This is a genomic window from Streptomyces sp. NPDC104226 (assembly GCF_055584085.1).
Genome location: NZ_JBVJMS010000013.1, coordinates 185,827 through 202,351 on the forward strand (window position 1 = coordinate 185,827; position 16,525 = coordinate 202,351).

13 protein-coding genes are annotated in these 16,525 nt (G+C 72.1%); 4 read left to right on the top strand and 9 right to left on the bottom strand.

The features are described from left to right. Positions 1-19: 19 nt before the first annotated feature. Positions 20-862: an arylamine N-acetyltransferase family protein gene (locus tag ACZ60J_RS34215; protein ID WP_469687971.1), complete on the bottom strand. Its 843-nt coding sequence runs from the start codon at positions 860-862 to the stop codon at positions 20-22. 409 nt (positions 863-1,271) lie between these two features. Here ACZ60J_RS34215 and ACZ60J_RS34220 point away from each other — a divergent pair, with 409 nt between their 5' ends. Both ACZ60J_RS34220 and ACZ60J_RS34225 read left to right on the top strand, forming a co-directional pair. Next, a complete protein-coding gene (locus ACZ60J_RS34220; RefSeq protein ID WP_469687973.1) occupies positions 1,272-2,534 on the top strand; it encodes an MFS transporter in 1,263 nt (420 codons plus the stop codon). Positions 2,535-2,673: 139 nt separating this feature from the next. After that, entirely contained in the window at positions 2,674-3,159 is a 486-nt protein-coding gene (locus ACZ60J_RS34225) for a cupin domain-containing protein (RefSeq protein ID WP_469687974.1), read from the top strand. Between the two features lie 390 nt (positions 3,160-3,549). On the opposite strand, the gene wrbA is transcribed toward ACZ60J_RS34225, so the two are convergent. The 3 genes from wrbA to ACZ60J_RS34240 form a co-directional block, all read right to left on the bottom strand. Continuing rightward, on the bottom strand, positions 3,550-4,170 hold the full coding sequence (gene wrbA / locus ACZ60J_RS34230; protein WP_469687976.1) for an NAD(P)H:quinone oxidoreductase: 621 nt from the start codon (positions 4,168-4,170) through the stop codon (positions 3,550-3,552). Between the two features lie 177 nt (positions 4,171-4,347). Further along, positions 4,348-5,472, bottom strand: coding sequence for a DUF6081 family protein (locus tag ACZ60J_RS34235; protein WP_469687978.1), 1,125 nt, complete (start codon positions 5,470-5,472; stop codon positions 4,348-4,350). Then, complete coding sequence (locus tag ACZ60J_RS34240) at positions 5,469-6,857, bottom strand: class II 3-deoxy-7-phosphoheptulonate synthase (protein WP_469687980.1); 1,389 nt, start codon at positions 6,855-6,857, stop codon at positions 5,469-5,471. The genes ACZ60J_RS34235 and ACZ60J_RS34240 overlap by 4 nt, the downstream gene beginning before the upstream one ends. Before the next feature lie 269 nt (positions 6,858-7,126). Between ACZ60J_RS34240 and ACZ60J_RS34245 the strand changes: the two genes are divergently transcribed. Then, on the top strand, positions 7,127-8,524 hold the full coding sequence (locus ACZ60J_RS34245) for an anthranilate synthase component I family protein (RefSeq protein ID WP_469687981.1): 1,398 nt from the start codon (positions 7,127-7,129) through the stop codon (positions 8,522-8,524). Positions 8,525-8,586: 62 nt separating this feature from the next. Here the strand turns inward: ACZ60J_RS34245 and pdxR are convergent, their stop codons facing one another. After that, positions 8,587-9,978, bottom strand: coding sequence for a MocR-like pyridoxine biosynthesis transcription factor PdxR (gene pdxR / locus ACZ60J_RS34250; protein WP_469687983.1), 1,392 nt, complete (start codon positions 9,976-9,978; stop codon positions 8,587-8,589). 196 nt (positions 9,979-10,174) lie between these two features. On the opposite strand from pdxR, the gene trpD reads away from it, so the two are divergent. Further along, entirely contained in the window at positions 10,175-11,233 is a 1,059-nt protein-coding gene (gene trpD / locus ACZ60J_RS34255) for an anthranilate phosphoribosyltransferase (protein WP_469687985.1), read from the top strand. A gap of 65 nt (positions 11,234-11,298) precedes the next feature. Here the strand turns inward: trpD and trpC are convergent, their stop codons facing one another. From trpC to ACZ60J_RS34275, 4 genes are read right to left on the bottom strand one after another with little or no spacing between them, the layout of a single operon-like run. Further along, on the bottom strand, positions 11,299-12,114 hold the full coding sequence (gene trpC, locus ACZ60J_RS34260; RefSeq protein WP_469687987.1) for an indole-3-glycerol phosphate synthase TrpC: 816 nt from the start codon (positions 12,112-12,114) through the stop codon (positions 11,299-11,301). Further along, entirely contained in the window at positions 12,111-13,478 is a 1,368-nt protein-coding gene (locus tag ACZ60J_RS34265) for a cytochrome P450 (protein ID WP_469687989.1), read from the bottom strand. Before ACZ60J_RS34265 ends, trpC begins: the two co-directional genes overlap by 4 nt. Next, positions 13,478-14,965: a pyridoxal phosphate-dependent decarboxylase family protein gene (locus ACZ60J_RS34270; protein WP_469687991.1), complete on the bottom strand. Its 1,488-nt coding sequence runs from the start codon at positions 14,963-14,965 to the stop codon at positions 13,478-13,480. Before ACZ60J_RS34270 ends, ACZ60J_RS34265 begins: the two co-directional genes overlap by 1 nt. Further along, complete coding sequence (locus tag ACZ60J_RS34275) at positions 14,962-16,470, bottom strand: FAD-dependent oxidoreductase (protein WP_469687993.1); 1,509 nt, start codon at positions 16,468-16,470, stop codon at positions 14,962-14,964. Before ACZ60J_RS34275 ends, ACZ60J_RS34270 begins: the two co-directional genes overlap by 4 nt. Positions 16,471-16,525: the final 55 nt, after the last annotated feature.

Genomic DNA, 16,525 nt, shown 5'->3' on the forward strand with positions numbered 1-16,525 from the left:
GAACCGCGCCGCGAGATCCCTAGAGGTCGCGCAGCAGCTTCGCCTCGTCGGCGGTGAGGTTCACGAGGAAGGTGTCGCGCAGCGTCCGCACCACGTCGTCACCGCTCAGCTCGACGCTCTCGGAGCGCCCGTCCGGGTACTGGGTCACCAGGACCCGGTTCACCAGGCTGTAGCGCACCGCCGCCTCGGGCCGCTGGGCGACCAGGTTGGTGACGAACGGGGAGCGGGGGTGGGTGGAGGAGTAGTAGTTGGCCACCTGGAAGTCGATCGGGTGCTGCCGCTCCAGACGCAGGGCGTACACGTCGAACCAGCCGTCCGCGTGCATGCTGCGCAGGATCCAGTCGGCCCCCTCCTGGTCGAGGCGCCAGGTCCAGTCGCCGGCCGTCAGCTGCGCACCGTCCTCGAAGAGCACCGGTTCCAGCGGCCCCTCGTCGCCGAAGCCGACGTCCGCCAGCCAGACTTCGCCGTCGGCCTCCACGAGCAGCACGGTGTGCGAACGCCAGCGGATGGGGGCGTTGCCCCGGCGTACCCGCGCCAGCAGTCGGGACACGGGGAAGCCGAGGCGTTCCAGTGCCGCGGCGAACAGCAGGTTGTTCTCGTAGCAGTAACCGCCGTGGCCGCCGGCCACGATCTTCTCCTGGACGGCCTCGATACCGATGTCGACGGGTCCGCCGAGCGCTATGGCGACGTTCTCGAAGGAGATCGCGGCCAGATGGGCGAGGTGGAGCCGGCGGAGCGTCGCGGCGGTGGCGGTGCGGGGGCCGTCGTAGCCGATGCGCGCCAGGTACGCGTCCAGATCCAGGAGTTCGGCCCCCCACCCGTTGTCCGTACCGGGCGGTGAGGGCATCGCGTCGTTGTTCATCGTCAGGCCTCTCGAATCTGGCGGGGTGGCGACGGGGAGACCCTTCGAGGGTGCGGCGCGTGCCGCCCGAATCCCCAGCCGCCCGTGCCCAATCCGTCAAGTCCGCCCCGGGGTCCTGCGGGGGCGGCGCGAAAGGACAAGCCCGGCTCCCGGATTCCGTCAGGTAGGCGGCCGGGGATCCGCATAAAGCCGAGGTGCCGACCCGTGAACCATTGCCGGAAAGGGCTTTTCCGGACCTGATGTGAACCTGACGTATTTGACCGGACCCGGTTGACCGTGCATGAGCGGGATCAGCAGCATTTGCGAAGTTGGCAGGCGGTCTGCCGCCCGTTAGTTCGAGCAGATCACCGACGAAAAAAGTGCCCGGGAACGGTTCACAGCCCAGGCCGCATCATGGAGGTGTTTTCTGATGTCGGACGTATCGGCTTCGGAAAGGAAAACAGCCGCGGTACCCACCGCCCCGAACGGGGCGCCGGCGGACACCCTGACCGATGAGGAGCGTGCCGAACAGTTCCCCTTCGGTGCGACCTTGCTGGTGATGGGCCTCGCCGCCGTCGTCGTCGTCAGCCAGGGGTACGTGGCGATCCCGCTGATGTCGGAGATCGCCGGCGCGTGGGACGTGCCGCAGGGGTCGGCCACGTGGGCGACGACCGCGTTCTCCATCGCCTACGCGTGCGCTTCGCTGGCGAGCGGCTCCCTCGCGAACCGGTACGGCCGACGCGGCGTGGTGGTGGGGAGCATCGCCGTCATGGCCGTGGTGACCGCCATCGTGCCGTTCTCCTCCGACCTGGTGAGCGGCTCCCTGCTGCGCGCCCTGCAGGGCGCGATGGCCGGTGTGTTCACGCCGGTCGTCTACATCTACCTGAGCGAACGGGTTCCGGCGCGCAAGCTCGCACTGGCCCTCACCGTGGTGTCCTGCGCCCTGGGCGTGGCACTGATCGTCGGTCAGGTCCTCGGCCAGGTCCTGGGATCGGCCTTCGGCTGGCGCTCGGTGTTCTGGGTGGTGACCCCGCTGCTGGCCCTCGTGGCCGCGGCCGCCTGGCGGGTCATGCTGCCCGACCTGGCCAAGGACCCGTCGTCCCCCGCGGCCAAGGGGGGCGGGACCCTCGGTGTCCTGCGCGACCCCGCGATCCTGCCGCTCTTCGTGGCCTCCCTCGCCGTCCTCGGCAGCCTCACCGCGATCTACACCGGCGTGCAGCTCTACGGCCCGGAGGAAGTCGTCGGCAACCACGACACCATGCTGGCCCTGCGCGCGAGCGCCCTGCCCGCGATGGTCGGTGCCGTCCTGCTCGCACCGGTCATGGGACGGATCTCCGCACTCACCCGTACCGTGCTCGGATTCTCCGCCGGCGCCGTCGGGATGCTGGGAGCCGCGCTGTTCGGCGACACCGTCATCGGGCTCGGCATCTCCCTCTTCCTCTTCGTGCTGGCGATCTCCACCGTCAGCCCGGCCCTCGTACAGGCGATCGGCACCAGTGCGGGTCCCGCCCGGGCCACCGCGACCGCCGTCTACAGCTTCATCCTCAACCTCGGCGTCGGCCTGGGCGCCCAGCTCCCCCAGGCGCTGGGCAACCTGTCGGGCCTGGCCCTGCTGCTGACGGCCGTCCTGGTCGCCGGTGTCGGGCTCGTCGGGCTCGCCTCCCGGTCCGCACGCCGCCACGCGACCGGCTGACGCTTTCCGCGCAGTGCGGCGGCAAGGAAGGAGAGGAGGTGACGGCTGTTGGCCAGAGATCCCTGCGGGGCCCGCTCTTTTCACGAGCGCGGGCACTGCGCAGGCCATGTAAAGAGAAATTCCGATTAAGGAGAGAACAGTGACGACTCAGGAACAGCAGGGTCCAGAACTCATACACGTTGCCGCGGGCGATGGTGACACCCGGTGGGTATTCCGGGACCACTACACCTTCAAGGCGCTGAAGAACGACACCGGCGGTGCGTTCGGTCTTCTCGAAGTGATCCTCTACCCGGGTTCCGGCGCCCCGCCGCACACCCACCACGGTGAGGACGAGGCGTTCTACCTCATCGAAGGCAGCATGGAGCTCCGCTGGGAAGGCCGCGTCGAGGTGGCCGGGCCGGGATCCTTCGTGTTCCTGCCGAAGGGCAAGGCGCACACCTACAGCGTCCTCGGTGACACGCCGGTCAAGATGCTGGCCTGGTACACGCCGGGCGGTACCGAGGGCTACTTCAAGAAGCTGGGCATCTCGGCCGCCGACGGGGTGCCCCGTCCGCCGGCCGAGCAGTTCGAGATCGACTCCAAGACGGCCGCCCAGGTCGCCCTCGAGTTCGACGTCATCCGCTAGGAAGCCCCGTTTCCCGGGCGCCCGACAATGGGGTCGGGCGCCCTCCGGAACAGGGTGACGGGCGGCTGCCCGCCGGTCGTGGTCACCGCACTGAAAAGACCACGGCCGCGGGTGGCCGCTCTCCTCTTTCCCCCCGCACCCCCCGCACCCCACCCCCCACCCCGCAGCTCTCCGTTGCCGGTGGAGCGCGCGGCACACGACGAAGCTCCGGTGGTCCGGGGCGACCTGCGCAGGTCGCCCCGGACCACCGGAGCTTCGTCGTGCCGTCCGCCGCGGCCCGCACACGGTACGGGGCCCCCGGCCGTATCCGTGTGCGGGTGCGGGAACCGCTCGGGCGATGCGGAGGGGGCGGGGACGCGTCAGCGCCTCCCCGCCCCCTCACGATGCCGGTCAGACCGCGGCGGCCCAGCCGGCCTTGAGCGCGGTCGCGATCTCGACGGCGCGGCGCGCCTGGAACTCGACGGCGGAGAGGTTCTCCTCGTTCACGTTCGAGGCGGCGTTCGCCGAGACGCTGCTCGCGCCGTACGGGTTGCCGTTCGACGGGGCGAACTGCACCGGGTCGGCGAAGCCGGGCGGAACGATGATCGCGCCCCAGTGGTAGAAGGTGTTGTTCAGGGCGAGGATCGTGCTCTCCTGGCCACCGTGCGTCGAGGACGTGGAGGTGAAGGAGGAGCAGACCTTGTTGACGGTCTTGCCCTGGAACCACAGGCCACCGGTGGTGTCGATGAACTGCTTCAGCTGCGAGGCGCACTGGCCGAAACGGGTCGGGGTGCCGAAGAGGACGACGTCGGCCCACTCGAGGTCCGCGAGCGAGGCGATCTCGATGTCCTTGGTCTCCTCGGCGTGGCGGGCCCAGTCCGGGGTCGCGTCGATGACGGCCTGCGGGGCGATCTCGGCGACCCGGCGCAGTCGCACCTCGCCGCCGGCCTTCTGGGCGGCGGTGGCGGCTGCCTCGGCAAGCTGGTGCACGTTGCCGGTGGACGAGTAGTAGATGACGGCGACATTGGTCATGGCCGTGGTACTCCCTAAACGGTTTCGAGGTGGGGGCCTGGCAACGGACGATTCCGGATCTGCGCGGACGCGGCCAGGGCGGGGCGGACAGTCCGTCAAGTCCCGCGTGCACCGGTTGATGACGGGTACGCGGGCCCGCCGCCCGGCGGCCCGGGCGGGGGTGCCCGGGCCGCCCGGCTACCGGGGCAGCGAGGAGACGGAGACGCGGCCCACCTCGATGCGGGCGCCCGCGCCCCACAGGCGGTTCTGCGGGAGCGAGGACTCGTCGAGGTAGCGCTGCGCGTGCGGCGCGCCGAGGTCGGGGTCGTAGGCGGTTTCGGAGGACACCTTCACCAGGCCGCGGTCGTTCTCGCCCTCGGCGTCGAGGAGGTTGAACAGCCCGAGCCCGCACGAGAGCTGACGCGGGGTCACGGATTCCTCGGTACCGCCGTGGTCGAGGACCATCCGGCTGCGGTCGGCGAGCCGGCGGCCCGGGTCGGTGACCTTGAAGACCTGGCGTCCGTCGATCTTCCAGACGGTGGCGCCGGCCGTGCGGTCGTAGGACACCGACAGCCTGTTCTTCTGGCCGGGCGTGCGGTCGGCGACCGGGACCGCGTACGAGAACGACGCGTACGAGGCGCCGGGAGCGGGCAGCCGCTCGTAGAAGGCGTAGATCTTCCGGTTGGTCACGAAGAAGTCGAAGACCAGGCCCGATTCGAGGTCGTACATCGACATGGTGCCCGCGGCGAGGCGCAGGTCGCTCTGCGCGTCGGCGACGTCCGTGCCGAAGGGGTGGTCCGCGGTCCCGAAGGTGCGCGCGGCGTAGCCGTTCGCCTCGCACGTCAGCACCTGGCCGGGCACGGTGTCGAAGCCGGTCACGCCCGCCGTGGAGGTGTGGTTGGCCATCGCGTACCACTTGAGGTGGTCGTAGGCGCCCGCACCGGCCGGCTCCGGCTCGGTGGTGTAGGTGAAGGCCGGGGCCCCGGTGGCCGGGTTCGTGCCCGAGGCGTCGACCCGGAGGCCGCCGTACGGGGAGGTGCTGGGGACGCCGTCGCCGCCCGGCAGGTCACCGGTGGGGGTCAGCTGCCATCGGGCGTCGGCGCCGGTGGTGTCGAAGCCCTTGCGGAAGTCGTCCCAGGTGACCGACCAGCCGGCCGCGGCGCCGCTGTCCGCGGCACCCGGGGCCGCGCCGGCCGCCGGGGCGAGCGATGCGGACAGGGCCAGCGCCAGGGCGGCCGCGGACAGGGCGCGGGCGCGCCGCGGGGTGCGCGCCGCACCACGGCGCGCGCCGCGGTTCGTGTCGCGGTCCGTGTCGTGCTTCACGAGCCGAGACCTCCCGGGGCGTGCGGGACCGCCGCCTTCTGGCCGCGGAGCATCTCGGAGACCGAGAAGGCCAGGTCGAGCGACTGGCTGTGGTTCAGGCGCGGGTCGCAGGCCGTCTCGTAGCGCAGGCCCAGCTCTTCGGCGGCCAGGTTGTGGGCGCCGCCCAGGCATTCGGTGACGTCGTCGCCGGTGAGCTCCATGTGCAGGCCGCCGGGGTGGGTGCCCAGCTCGCGGTGGACCTCGAAGAAGCCGCGCACCTCGTCGAGCACGTCGTCGAAGTGGCGGGTCTTGTGGCCGGAGGACGCGGTGAAGGTGTTCCCGTGCATGGGGTCGCACACCCACGGCACGGCCAGCCCCTCGGCGGTCACCTTGCCGACCAGGTCGGGGAGCAGGTCGCGGACCTTGCCGGCGCCCATGCGCACCACGAAGGTGAGCCGGCCCGGGATCTGGTCCGGGTTCAGGCGCTCGGCGAGGCGCAGCGCCGTCTCGGGCGTCGCGGTCGGGCCGAGCTTGACGGCGATCGGGTTGGCGATGCGCGAGAAGTACTCGACGTGCGCGCCGTCCAGGTCGCGGGTGCGCTCGCCGATCCACACGAGGTGGCCGCTGGTGGCGTACGCGGCGCCGCTGTCGGGGTCGACACGGGTGAGTGCCTCCTCGTAGTCCAGGAGCAGGCCCTCGTGGCTGGCGTACAGCTCGGTGGCGTGCAGGGCCGCCGGATCGACACCGCAGGCCCGCATGAAGGCGAGGGCGCGGTCGATCTCGCTGGCGACCTGCTCGTAGCAGCCGACGGCGGGGGTGGTGTCCAGGAAGCCCTGGTTCCAGCGGTGGACCTGGGTGAGGTCGGCGCCGCCGCCGTGGGTGAAGGCGCGGACCAGGTTCAAGGTGGCCGCGGACGCCTCGTACACGCGGCGCAGCCGGTTCGCGTCGGGGCGGCGCTCGGCCTCGGTGAAACCGAGGCCGTTGACCGCGTCACCGCGGTAGGAGGGCAGTTCGATGCCGTCGAGCACCTCGGTACCGCTGGAGCGGGGCTTGGCGTACTGGCCCGCGAGCCGGCCGACCTTGACCACCGGCAGGGAGGAGCCGTGGGTGAGGACGACGGCCATCTGCAGCAGGGTGCGCAGCTTGCCCTCGATGGCCTGGGCGGTGTTGCCGGCGAAGGTCTCGGCGCAGTCGCCGCCCTGGAGGAGGAAGGCCTCGCCGCGGGCGACGGCGCCGAGCTGGTCGCGCAGCCTGTCGCACTCGGCGGCGAAGACGAGCGGGGGAGCCACCCGCAGCCCGTCCGTGACCCGTCGCAGTTCTTCGGCATCGGGCCACACGGGCTGCTGGGCCGCGGGGCGCGTGCGCCAGGAATCGATACCCGAAGTGGAACTCGAATTTCCGGTCATGTTCGCCTCGTCTGGATTCGGTAGGGGGTCTTATTTTTGCCATCACTCAATAGTGAACGGCCGGAACGGGTCAAGGAATTCGGAAGTGGTCCGCATCCTGAATCGCCAATTGGTCTGGCCGTGCCCGGCAACCTGATGGTTTGCTGCCGACGTCCCTTTACGGGTCGAGGCGAGTGAGGAACTGGATGCCAACCGTAAGAGTCAAAATCAGTACGCAAACGCTTCCGGCTCCGCACGTACCCGGGGATCTGTCCCCCCTGGACCTCTACGTGCGCGTCGCTGCGTGCCTCGGCCCCGAAGAGGCCTTCCTCTTCGAGCACCCGGCCGGCGCCGGGGAGGGCCGCGACACGGCCACGGTGGGCTGGGGGCGGCTGCTCCGGCTGCGGGTCTACCCGGACCGGGTCGAGATCGACGGGATACCGCAGCTCGCGCAGGAGGCGCGGTCCGCGGCGGCCGGTGCCGGGCTGCGCGAGGACGCCCCCGGCGGGCCCTGGCGGGGAGATCCCGGGCAGGTGCGGCGGCTGCTGCGCGCGGTGCAGTCCCTGTTCGCCGTGGACGGCGCGGAAGGCTCCACCGGCTTCGACTTCGGCTTCGTCACCGTCCTCGGCTACGGGGCGGCCCGGCACATCCGCGGGCTGCGCGCGGCCGTGGAGCCCACGAAGGCCGACATCACGATGACGCTGTTCCGCACGGTCGCGCGCTACGGCGCCCACGGCCCCGGCCCCGTCCTGCGCGAGGCGTCCGCCGAGGGCTGGCCCCCGGCCCCGGAACCGGACCTCACCTCCCCGGCCCCGGCCGAGGCCGTACGGGAGGAGCCCGTGCCCGAGCCCCACGGCGTACGGGACTCCATGGAGCGCGCCGCCTTCCAGGCGCTGGTGGAGCGCTGCCTGGAGCACATCCGGGCCGGCGACGTGAGCCAGATCCAGGTGGGCCACCGGATCGACGTACGGAGCTCGCTCACGCCCGTACAGGTCTACCGGCGGCTGCGGGCACGCAACCCGTCCCCGCACATGTACCTGCTCCCGCACGCCGGAGGAAGCCTGATCGGGGCCAGCCCGGAGCTGCTCTTCCGCATCGAGGACGGCACCCTCACGCTGCGCTCCATCGCGGGGACGGCACGGCGCAGCGGAGCCCCGGAGGCCGACGTGCGCCGGGTGGCGGCCCTGACCGCCGACCCCAAGGAGCGGGCCGAGCACCTGATGCTCGTCGAACTCGCCCGGCGGGACCTGGCGAGCGTCACCGTGGCCGGGGAACCCCCGGTGGACATGCTGATGGCCGTCGAGGCCTTCTCGCACGTGTTCCACATGGTCTCCACGGTCAGCGGCATGCTCCGCCCGGACGCCGACGTGTGGAGCGCACTGCGCGCCACCTTCCCGGCCGGCACGGTGACCGGGGTGCCGCGCGAGCGCGCCATGGAGCTCATCGGGACGCTGGAGGACGAGCCGCGCGGCACGTACGCGGGCGCCGTCGGGCTGCTCGACGTGGGCGGCTTCAGCGAACTCGCGCTGTGCATCCGTACGATCGAGCACGACGGGGAGGTGTACTCCACCCAGAGCTCGGCGGGGATCGTCGCCGGCTCCGAACCGGCGGGGGAGTGGCGGGAGTCCCTGGCCAAGATGTCGCCGGCGTACTGGGCGCTCACCGGCGAGGAACTGCTCGGTCCCTGAACCCCGACAGCCCCGACAGCCCCGACAGCCCCGACAGACCCGCCCGCCCCGCCCGCCCGGGCTCACGCGAGCTGCTTCTGGTCGCGGAGGTCGATCGCGCGCCGGACCCCCGGCAGACCCGCGTGGACGGATCCCAGAACCACCGCCGCCTGGCGCAGCCCGGTGCGGGACTGGGCCGCGTAGCCCACCACCAGCGCGGGACGGGCCCGGTGCGGTTCGGCGTGGAACTGCCGGCCGCCGTACAGCAGGACCCCGCGCCGCAGTGCCCCGGCCACCAGCGCCGTCTCGTCGGTGGACCGGGGCAGCCGCAGGTACAGGTGCAGTCCGGCCGCCGCCGGTGACATCGAGGCCTCGGGCACATGGCGCCGCAGGGCGTCGGCCAGGCCCTCCCGGCGGGTCCGGTAGCGGCCGTGCAGCCCGCGCAGGTGCCGGTCCAGGGAGCCGCTGGACACCAGATCGGCGAAGGCCAGCTGGGTCAGCACGTCGGTGCCCAGATCGCGGCCGGCCCGCACCCGTTCGACGGCCGCGAACAGCGGGGGCGGCAGCACCAGCCAGCCCAGCCGCAGGCCGGGGGCGAGCGCCTTGCTGACCGTGCCGGCGTGCACCACCCGCTCGGGGAAGGCGCGTTGCAGGGACAGCGGGCGCTGGCCGCGGTCGAACCAGAGGTCGCCGTCGGAGTCGTGCTCCACGATCCAGCCGTCCACGTCCTGGGCCCAGCGGATCAGCGCCTCGCGGCGCTGCGCACTGAGCACCGCGCCGGTGGGGAACTGGTGGGCGGGGGTGACCAGCACCGCCCGCACCCCGGACCGGGCGAGCCGGTCCACGTCGATGCCCTCGCCGTCCACCGGCACCGGATGCGCCCGCATCCCGGCCTCCTGGACGAAGGCCCGCATCCGCTGGTCACAGGGGTCCTCGACGGCGATCTCGGGCACGCCGAGGCGCGGCAGCACCGAACAGAGCAGCCCGATGCCCTGGGTGAGGCCGGAGACCACCATGATCTGCTCGGGCGCCGTGCGCACCCCGCGCACCCGGCCGAGGTAGCGGGCCAGTTCCTCGCGCAGCCTGCCCACCCCGGCGAGCGGCGGATGGTCCAGCTGCCCGGGCCGTACGTCGTGCAGCGCGCGCTGGTAGGACGTCAGCCACTCGCGGTGCGGGAACGGCGGGGTCCCGGCCGCACCGGTGGTGCGCAGGTCGATCCGTACGGGAGGGCCGGGCGCCGGATGCGGCTCGCGGACCGGCACGGGGCGCAGGGTGCGCGGGGCGAGGTGCCGGGCGACCCGGGTCCCCGACCCCCGGACGGCCTCCAGGTAGCCCTCGGCGATGAGCTGCCCGTACGCCTCCACGACCACGCTGCGGGAGACCGCGAGATCCTGCGCGAGCCGGCGGGTCGAGGGCATGGGGGTGCCCGGGTGGAGCGCTCCGGAGGTGATCTCGTCCTTCACGATGTTCTGCAATTGCGAGGTGAGACTTCCCCCGGAATCGCGTGAAATGGACCGAGAAAACTGCCACACCTCGGATACCTCCTCTTCCTTGCCTGTCAATTCGCGGTCGGTGATTCATCGATTGGACCTGATGCGTGCCCGGAGAGTGGTCTGGCCGGTATTCGCCGAACCGCACCAGACTGGTGGCCTCATCAACGGGAGGTTTTCCGTGGCACGAACGTGGCCCGCATTGCTGAACGCTTTGCTCGCAGGGGAGGATCTGACTTCGGACGACACCGACTGGGCGATGGACCGGGTGATGCGCGGCGATGCCGGGCCCGCCCAGATCGCCGGTCTGCTCGTGGCCCTGCGCGCCAAGGGCGAGACGGTCGGCGAGATCGACGGCTTCACGCGCGCGATGCTGCGCCACGCCGTCCGGATCGAGGTGCCCGCCCGGTCGGTGGACATCGTCGGAACCGGCGGCGACGGCTCGAACAGCGTGAACGTCTCCACCATGTCGGCGGTCGTCGCGGCCGGCGCCGGGGCGTGCGTGGTCAAGCACGGCAACCGCTCGTCCTCCTCTTCCTCCGGCTCGGCCGACGTCCTGGAACAGCTGGGCGTGAGCCTGGACCTGGCCCCCGCCGACGTGGCGGCACTGGCCGAGGAGGCCGGCATCACCTTCTGCTTCGCCCCCCGGTTCCACCCGGCGATGAAGCACGCCTCGGTCCCCCGCCGCGAACTGGGCGTGCGCACCGTGTTCAACGTCCTCGGACCGCTGACGAACCCGGCCGGTGTACGGGCCCACGCGATCGGAGTAGCCGACGCCCGCATGGCTCCGCTGGTGGCCGGGGTACTGGCCCGCCGGGACGCGTCCGCGCTGGTCTTCCGCGGCGACGACGGGCTGGACGAACTGTCGGTGTCCACCACCTCCCGGATCTGGACGGTGACGGACGCGGCGGTGCGCGAGGAGGCCTTCGACCCGCGGGACATCGGCATCCCCTTCGCCCCGCGCGACGCACTGCTCGGCGGGGACGCCGCCCACAACGCCCGGGTGGCGCGCGAGGTGTTCGCCGGGGCCCCGGGCCCTATCCGGGACGCCGTCGTGCTTTCGGCGGCGGCCGGGCTCGCCGCGCTGGAGCCCTCGGCGCGGCCGGTGACCGAGCGGCTCGCGGACGGCGTGGAACAGGCCCGCGCGGCCATCGACTCCGGCGCCGCCGCCGAGGTGCTCCGGCGCTGGGCGGCGCTCAGCGCGAAGCTGGGCCCCGCCACGGAGGCGGCCGCCGGCTGAGCGCGCGACGACGGGGACGGGCCGTTCGCGTCGGCCACGCGGACGGCCCGCCCCCACCCCATCGCTCAGCCCCCGGTGCGGGATCCGGCGGCGATGAACTCCGCGACGCGGCGGCGCGGGTCGCCGCCCGTCACGAGGGCCTCGCCGACGAGGACGGCGTCCGCGCCCTCGTTCGCGTACGCCGCCACGTCCGCGGCGTCGCGCACCCCGGACTCGGCGATCCTCACCACGTCGTCCGGGATCGACCCGGCGACCTTGGCGAACGTCCTGCGGTCCACCTCCAGGGTGCGCAGGTCCCGGCAGTTGACCCCGATGATCCGCGCCCCGGCGGCGACCGCGCGGGCCACCTCCTGCTCGTCGTGGACCTCCACGAGCGGGGTCAGCCCGATGTGCTCGCAGAGCGTCACCAGGGACACCAGCTCCTCCTGGGACAGGGCCGCCACGATCAGCAGCGCGAGGTCGGCCCCGTAGGCCCGGGCCTCCCACAGCTGGTACTCGGTCACGATGAACTCCTTGCGGAGCACCGGGATCCCGACACCCGCGCGCACGGCGGCCAGGTCCTCCAGCGAGCCGCGGAAGCGCCGCTGCTCGGTGAGCACGCTGACCACCGCCGCGCCACCCGCCTCGTACTGCGCGGCGAGCGAGGCGGGATCCGGGATGACGGCGAGCGGACCCTTGGAGGGGCTCGCCCGCTTGACCTCCGCGATGACCTGCACGCCCGAGGGGCGGCGCAGGGCGGCCACCACGTCGACGGGCGGGCAGGCCGTGGTGACCCGGCTCTTCAGGTCGCCGAGCGGCACCCGCATCCGGCGCTCCACGAGGTCGGCGCGGACCCCTTCGATGATGCTGTCGAGCACGCTCGGCCCACCGGCGGCGCTCATGCCGGCTCCTGTGCCCGCAGGACGACCAGCGCGTGGTCCTGCGGGGCCATGAAGAACCCCTGCATCCGGGCCGGCGGCAGGTCCGCGAGGCCCTCGGCGCGCTCCAGGGTGTGCGTGGTGAGCACCCGGGTCAAGATCGCCTTCATCTCGCCGAGCGAGAACCCGCGCCCCACGCACATGCGGCTGCCGCCGCCGAACGCGCCCCACGCGTAGGCCTCGTGGGACTCGCCGAGGAACCGCTCCGGGCGGAACTCCAGCGGGTCGGGCCACACCTCGGGCGAGCGCTGGAGCAGGTGGGCGCAGTGGACCAGGATCGTTCCGGCGGGGACGAGGTACCCGTCGATCTCCATGTCCTGCTTGAGCAGCCGGACCCCGTTGAGCGGGGTGACCGGGTGCAGCCGCAGCACCTCCTTGAGGACGGCCTCCAGGTACGGGGACTCGTTCAGGGAGTCCCGGGTCAGCGGGCGGCCGTCCGCGTGGACCGCGCGCAGCTCGGCGGTGAGCGTCTCGCGCACGCGGTCGTCGGCGAGCAGCCGCAGGAAGGCCCAGGACAGGGTGTTCGCGGTGGTCGAGAACCCCGTGTAGAGCAGGCTGAACACCTCGTCGCGCACGGTGTCGTGGGTGAGTTCCTCGTCCTGCTCGGCGCCGAGGCGCAGCAGGGTGGTGAGGAAGTCGTCCTTGCCCGCCCGGTCGGCGCGCTCGATGTAGCCGTCGATCCGCTTGGCGACGAAGGCGCGCAGCGAGGCGTCCGCGTCGAGCACCTCCTCACGCGTGTACTTCGCGTTCTCGGTGCGCAGGAGCATGGCGCGCAGCTCGTCCTGCTCCTGCTGGTCCATGTTGCCGCAGACCACGTCGGTGATCACCTGGGAGGTGAGGTTCTGGAGCTCGTCGAAGAGCGGGAAGGCCCGTTCGCGGGGCCAGTCCGCGATGACGCGGTCCAGGGTGGACAGGACGAGCGGCGAGTAGTCCTGCCCGCCGCCGAAGGCGGGGTGCAGCCGGCCGCGCCGGCACCGGTGGGACCGGCCGTCGATGTAGCCGACGGAGGCCTCGTTCGTCCCGAAGAACAGCTTGTTGGCCTGCGCCCCGCTGGCCACCGTCTCGGGGGCCTCGTACATGGCCTTGACCTGGTGGGGGCGGGAGAGGAACACCCACTGGCCGTTGGCCGGGATGTGGTCGAAGCCCTCGTTGCCCAGGTTCCCGAGCGGCAGTCGGAAGATGCTGCCGTGGGTGCGTTCCAGCTCCTCCAGATAGCCGAACGGATCGGCGTCGAAGCGGGCGACGATGCTCTCGGGGCTGCCGGCGGGGGCGGGTGGTGCGCCGCTCGCCCCCGCCGCGGGCCCAGTGGGGTGGTCGGTGGCCGGCATCAGATCTCCTCGGGTGAGCGCAGCTGCCGGACGGACCAGGCGATGTCCTCCAGCAGCTGCTCGACGACCGCCTTGCCGGTCCGGGGGTGCAGGATGCAGACCCGGACGACCATGCCGTGGCGCGGCAGCTCGGTGGTGGTCAGATAGACGTTGCCGTGGGAGCAGACGAGCTCGCACAGCTTGGCGTTCAGCCGGTCCAGTTCCGCCCGGCCCAGGCCGGGGGCGGTCAGCTTGAAGTTGAGCACCGGCAGGTGGATCCCGTGGTCGGCGACCACTTCCAGCCCGTCGATGCGGGGCAGCTCGGCCGCCAGGTACTCGACCAGGTCGAGCTTCTCGTCCATGCAGGCCTCGAAGGCCTCCAGGCCGTGCATCTTCAGGGGCAGCCAGGCGGTGAGCCCGCGGATCTCCCGGGAGAGCTCGGGACCGTAGGCGCAGAAGTCCCCGATCTCCTCCTCGTCGACGAGGCCCGGCAGGTAGGAGGCGCCGGGGATCTCGAAGGTGCGCCCCAGGGTCCGGCGGTCCTTGACCAGGAGCGCGGAGCTGCCGTGCGGAAGGAAGAGGGACTTGTGCGCGTCGACCGCGATGGAGTCGGCCTCCTCGATGCCCTTCAGCGCCGCCGCGCCGCGCGCGGTGATGTTGAAGAAGCCGCCGAAGCAGGCGTCGGCGTGGAACCAGGCGCCTTCCTCCCGGGCGATCACGGCGAGGGCCGCCATGTCGTCCACGGCACCGGAGTTGGTGGTGCCGGCGGTACCGACCACGGCCGCGGGGACCAGGCCGGCGGCCCGGTCGGCCGCGATGGCCTCCCGGAGCGCGCCCAGGTCCATCGACAGGTCGTCGCGGACCGGGACCGAGCGGATCCGCGAGCCCGGGATGCCGGCGATGCCGGCCGCCTTGGCGACGGAGAAGTGGCCCTCGGAGGAGACGTAGACGACCGGCTCGCCCGTGGTGGCCTCCGCCGCGCGGCGGGCGCAGACCAGACCCATCAGGTTGGCGAGGGAGCCGCCGGTGGTCAGGTACCCGAAGGAGCCCTCGCCGTAGCCGAGCATCCGGCAGTACCAGCGGATGACGTTGCGCTCGATCTGCTGGAAGCCGGGGGCGGCGATCCACACCCCGGCGAAGCGGTTGACCGAGCGGGCGATGAAGTCGCCGACGGCGCCCTGGAACAGGCCGCCGGAGGGGACGTGCGCCATGAACCCGGGGTGCGGGTGCATGGTGCCGTTCGCGGTGGCCGGGCCGAAGAGCTCGTCCAGCAGCGGGCCGACGGCGGTGCCCTGGCGGGGCACCTCGTCCTCCCGCAGTTCGAGGCAGACCTTGCGGCCGGCCTCGTACGACTCGGTCTCCAGGGAGTCGTTGACGTACGAGGCGGGGTGGACGCCTTCGGCCAGGTCCCGGTGGAAACCGAGGACGCGCTCGGAGACCGCGTCGATCAGCTCGCCCATGGCCTCCGCGGACAGGTTGAGGTCCAGCCCCTTGCCGGGTGCGGTCACTTCTTGCCTCCGGTTCCGGCGGCGGCCGCCTCGACGTCCGTGCCGGTCCGTGCGCCGCCGCGGGCCTTGCCGCCGGTGGTGCCGGTGGCCCTGGCCACGGCCTTCGCCGTCGCCGAGAGCCCCTTGGTCTCGCGCAGGCGCTCCTCGAAGGCCTGGTGGATCTTCTCCGCCTCGGTCTCCGGGTCGAACCGCTCCAGCAGCGAGGTCAGCGCCGACTGGTCGCGCTCGTAGAGCTCCAGCGACACGTCGTACGGGATGGTGGTGAAGGCCACGCGCTGGTACAGCGGCACGAAGTGGTCCGGGAACCGCTCGTGCAGCTCGCGTTCGATGCGGCGCTGCGTGTGGTACTCGCGCTCGCCGGTCTGGGAGCTCAGCTCCTCCAGGTTGGCGCGGGACAGCGCGATGATCGCGTCGCCGGGCGACTTGCGGGCCGCGGTGTAGGCGGCCAGCGTCAGCTGGACCGCCGTGGCCGGCTCGTGCCGCCGCAGCGCGCGCTCCAGGAGCTCGGTGAAGGTGGCCACGTCCTCGAAGCTGCAGTTGATGCCCTGTCCGTAGAACGGGACCATCGTGTGCGCGGCGTCGCCGAGGAGCACGGTGCGTCCGTAGTGGAACGGGCTGCAGCGGACGATCTTCAGTGAGGCCGCCTGGGCGCTGAAGAAGTCTCCGGTGAGGTCCGGCAGCAGCGGCAGCGCGTCCGGGAAGTACCGGTAGAAGAAGGCCCGGACCGCCGCGTTGGTGGTGAGCTGGTTCAGGCCCGGCTGGCCGTCCTCGCCCGGCTCCAGCGGCATGAACAGCGTGGTGGTGTACGAGCCGTCCCGGTTGGGCTGGGCGATGAGCACGAACTGGCCACGGGGCCACAGGTGCAGACCGTGCCGGTCGTCACCCTCGGTCATCGAGCGCAGGGCGTGCTCGCCCTCGCCGCCGGGCGGCATGTGCAGCTCGATGTAGCCGTGCTTGATGAACTCCTGCTGCACCTCCAGCCGCGCGCCGGCCTTGGTCATCTCGTGCCGGACGATGCTGTTGGCGCCGTCCACGCCCAGCAGGAGGTCGCCCGCGGCCTCGTTCAGGCTGCCGTCGGCCTTGTCCACGAAGGTGGCACGGGCTTCGAGGGCGTCGACCTTGATGGCCTCGTGCTCGAAGAACACGCGGGCACCGGCCGATTCCGCCTCGCTCAGCAGCGTGCAGTGCAGCTGGTGGCGCGGAATCGACAGCAGGTGGTGCTCGGGCGCCGTTCCGTACGGCTGGCTGGTGAGGGAGCCGTCGTCGTGGTGCACGACCCGGCGCGGGCACGGGACGCCGTGCTCGTACAGCACCTCCCGCAGTTCCGGGTCGAGCGTGGAGAGCCCGCGCAGGGTGAGGGTGAGGTTGAAGGAGTGGCCGCGCCCCGTGCGCGGGAGCCGTGGATCGGGGCCGCGTTCGTAGATGTCCACCTCTATGGACATCTTGCGCAGCTGGCGTGCGACGAGGCAGCTGACAGGGCCTCCGCCGATAAGGATCGCTCTCAAGGAAAGTCCTCCGGATTCTGTGTACAGGGCGGCGCTTGAGCCGCTTGTCACACTC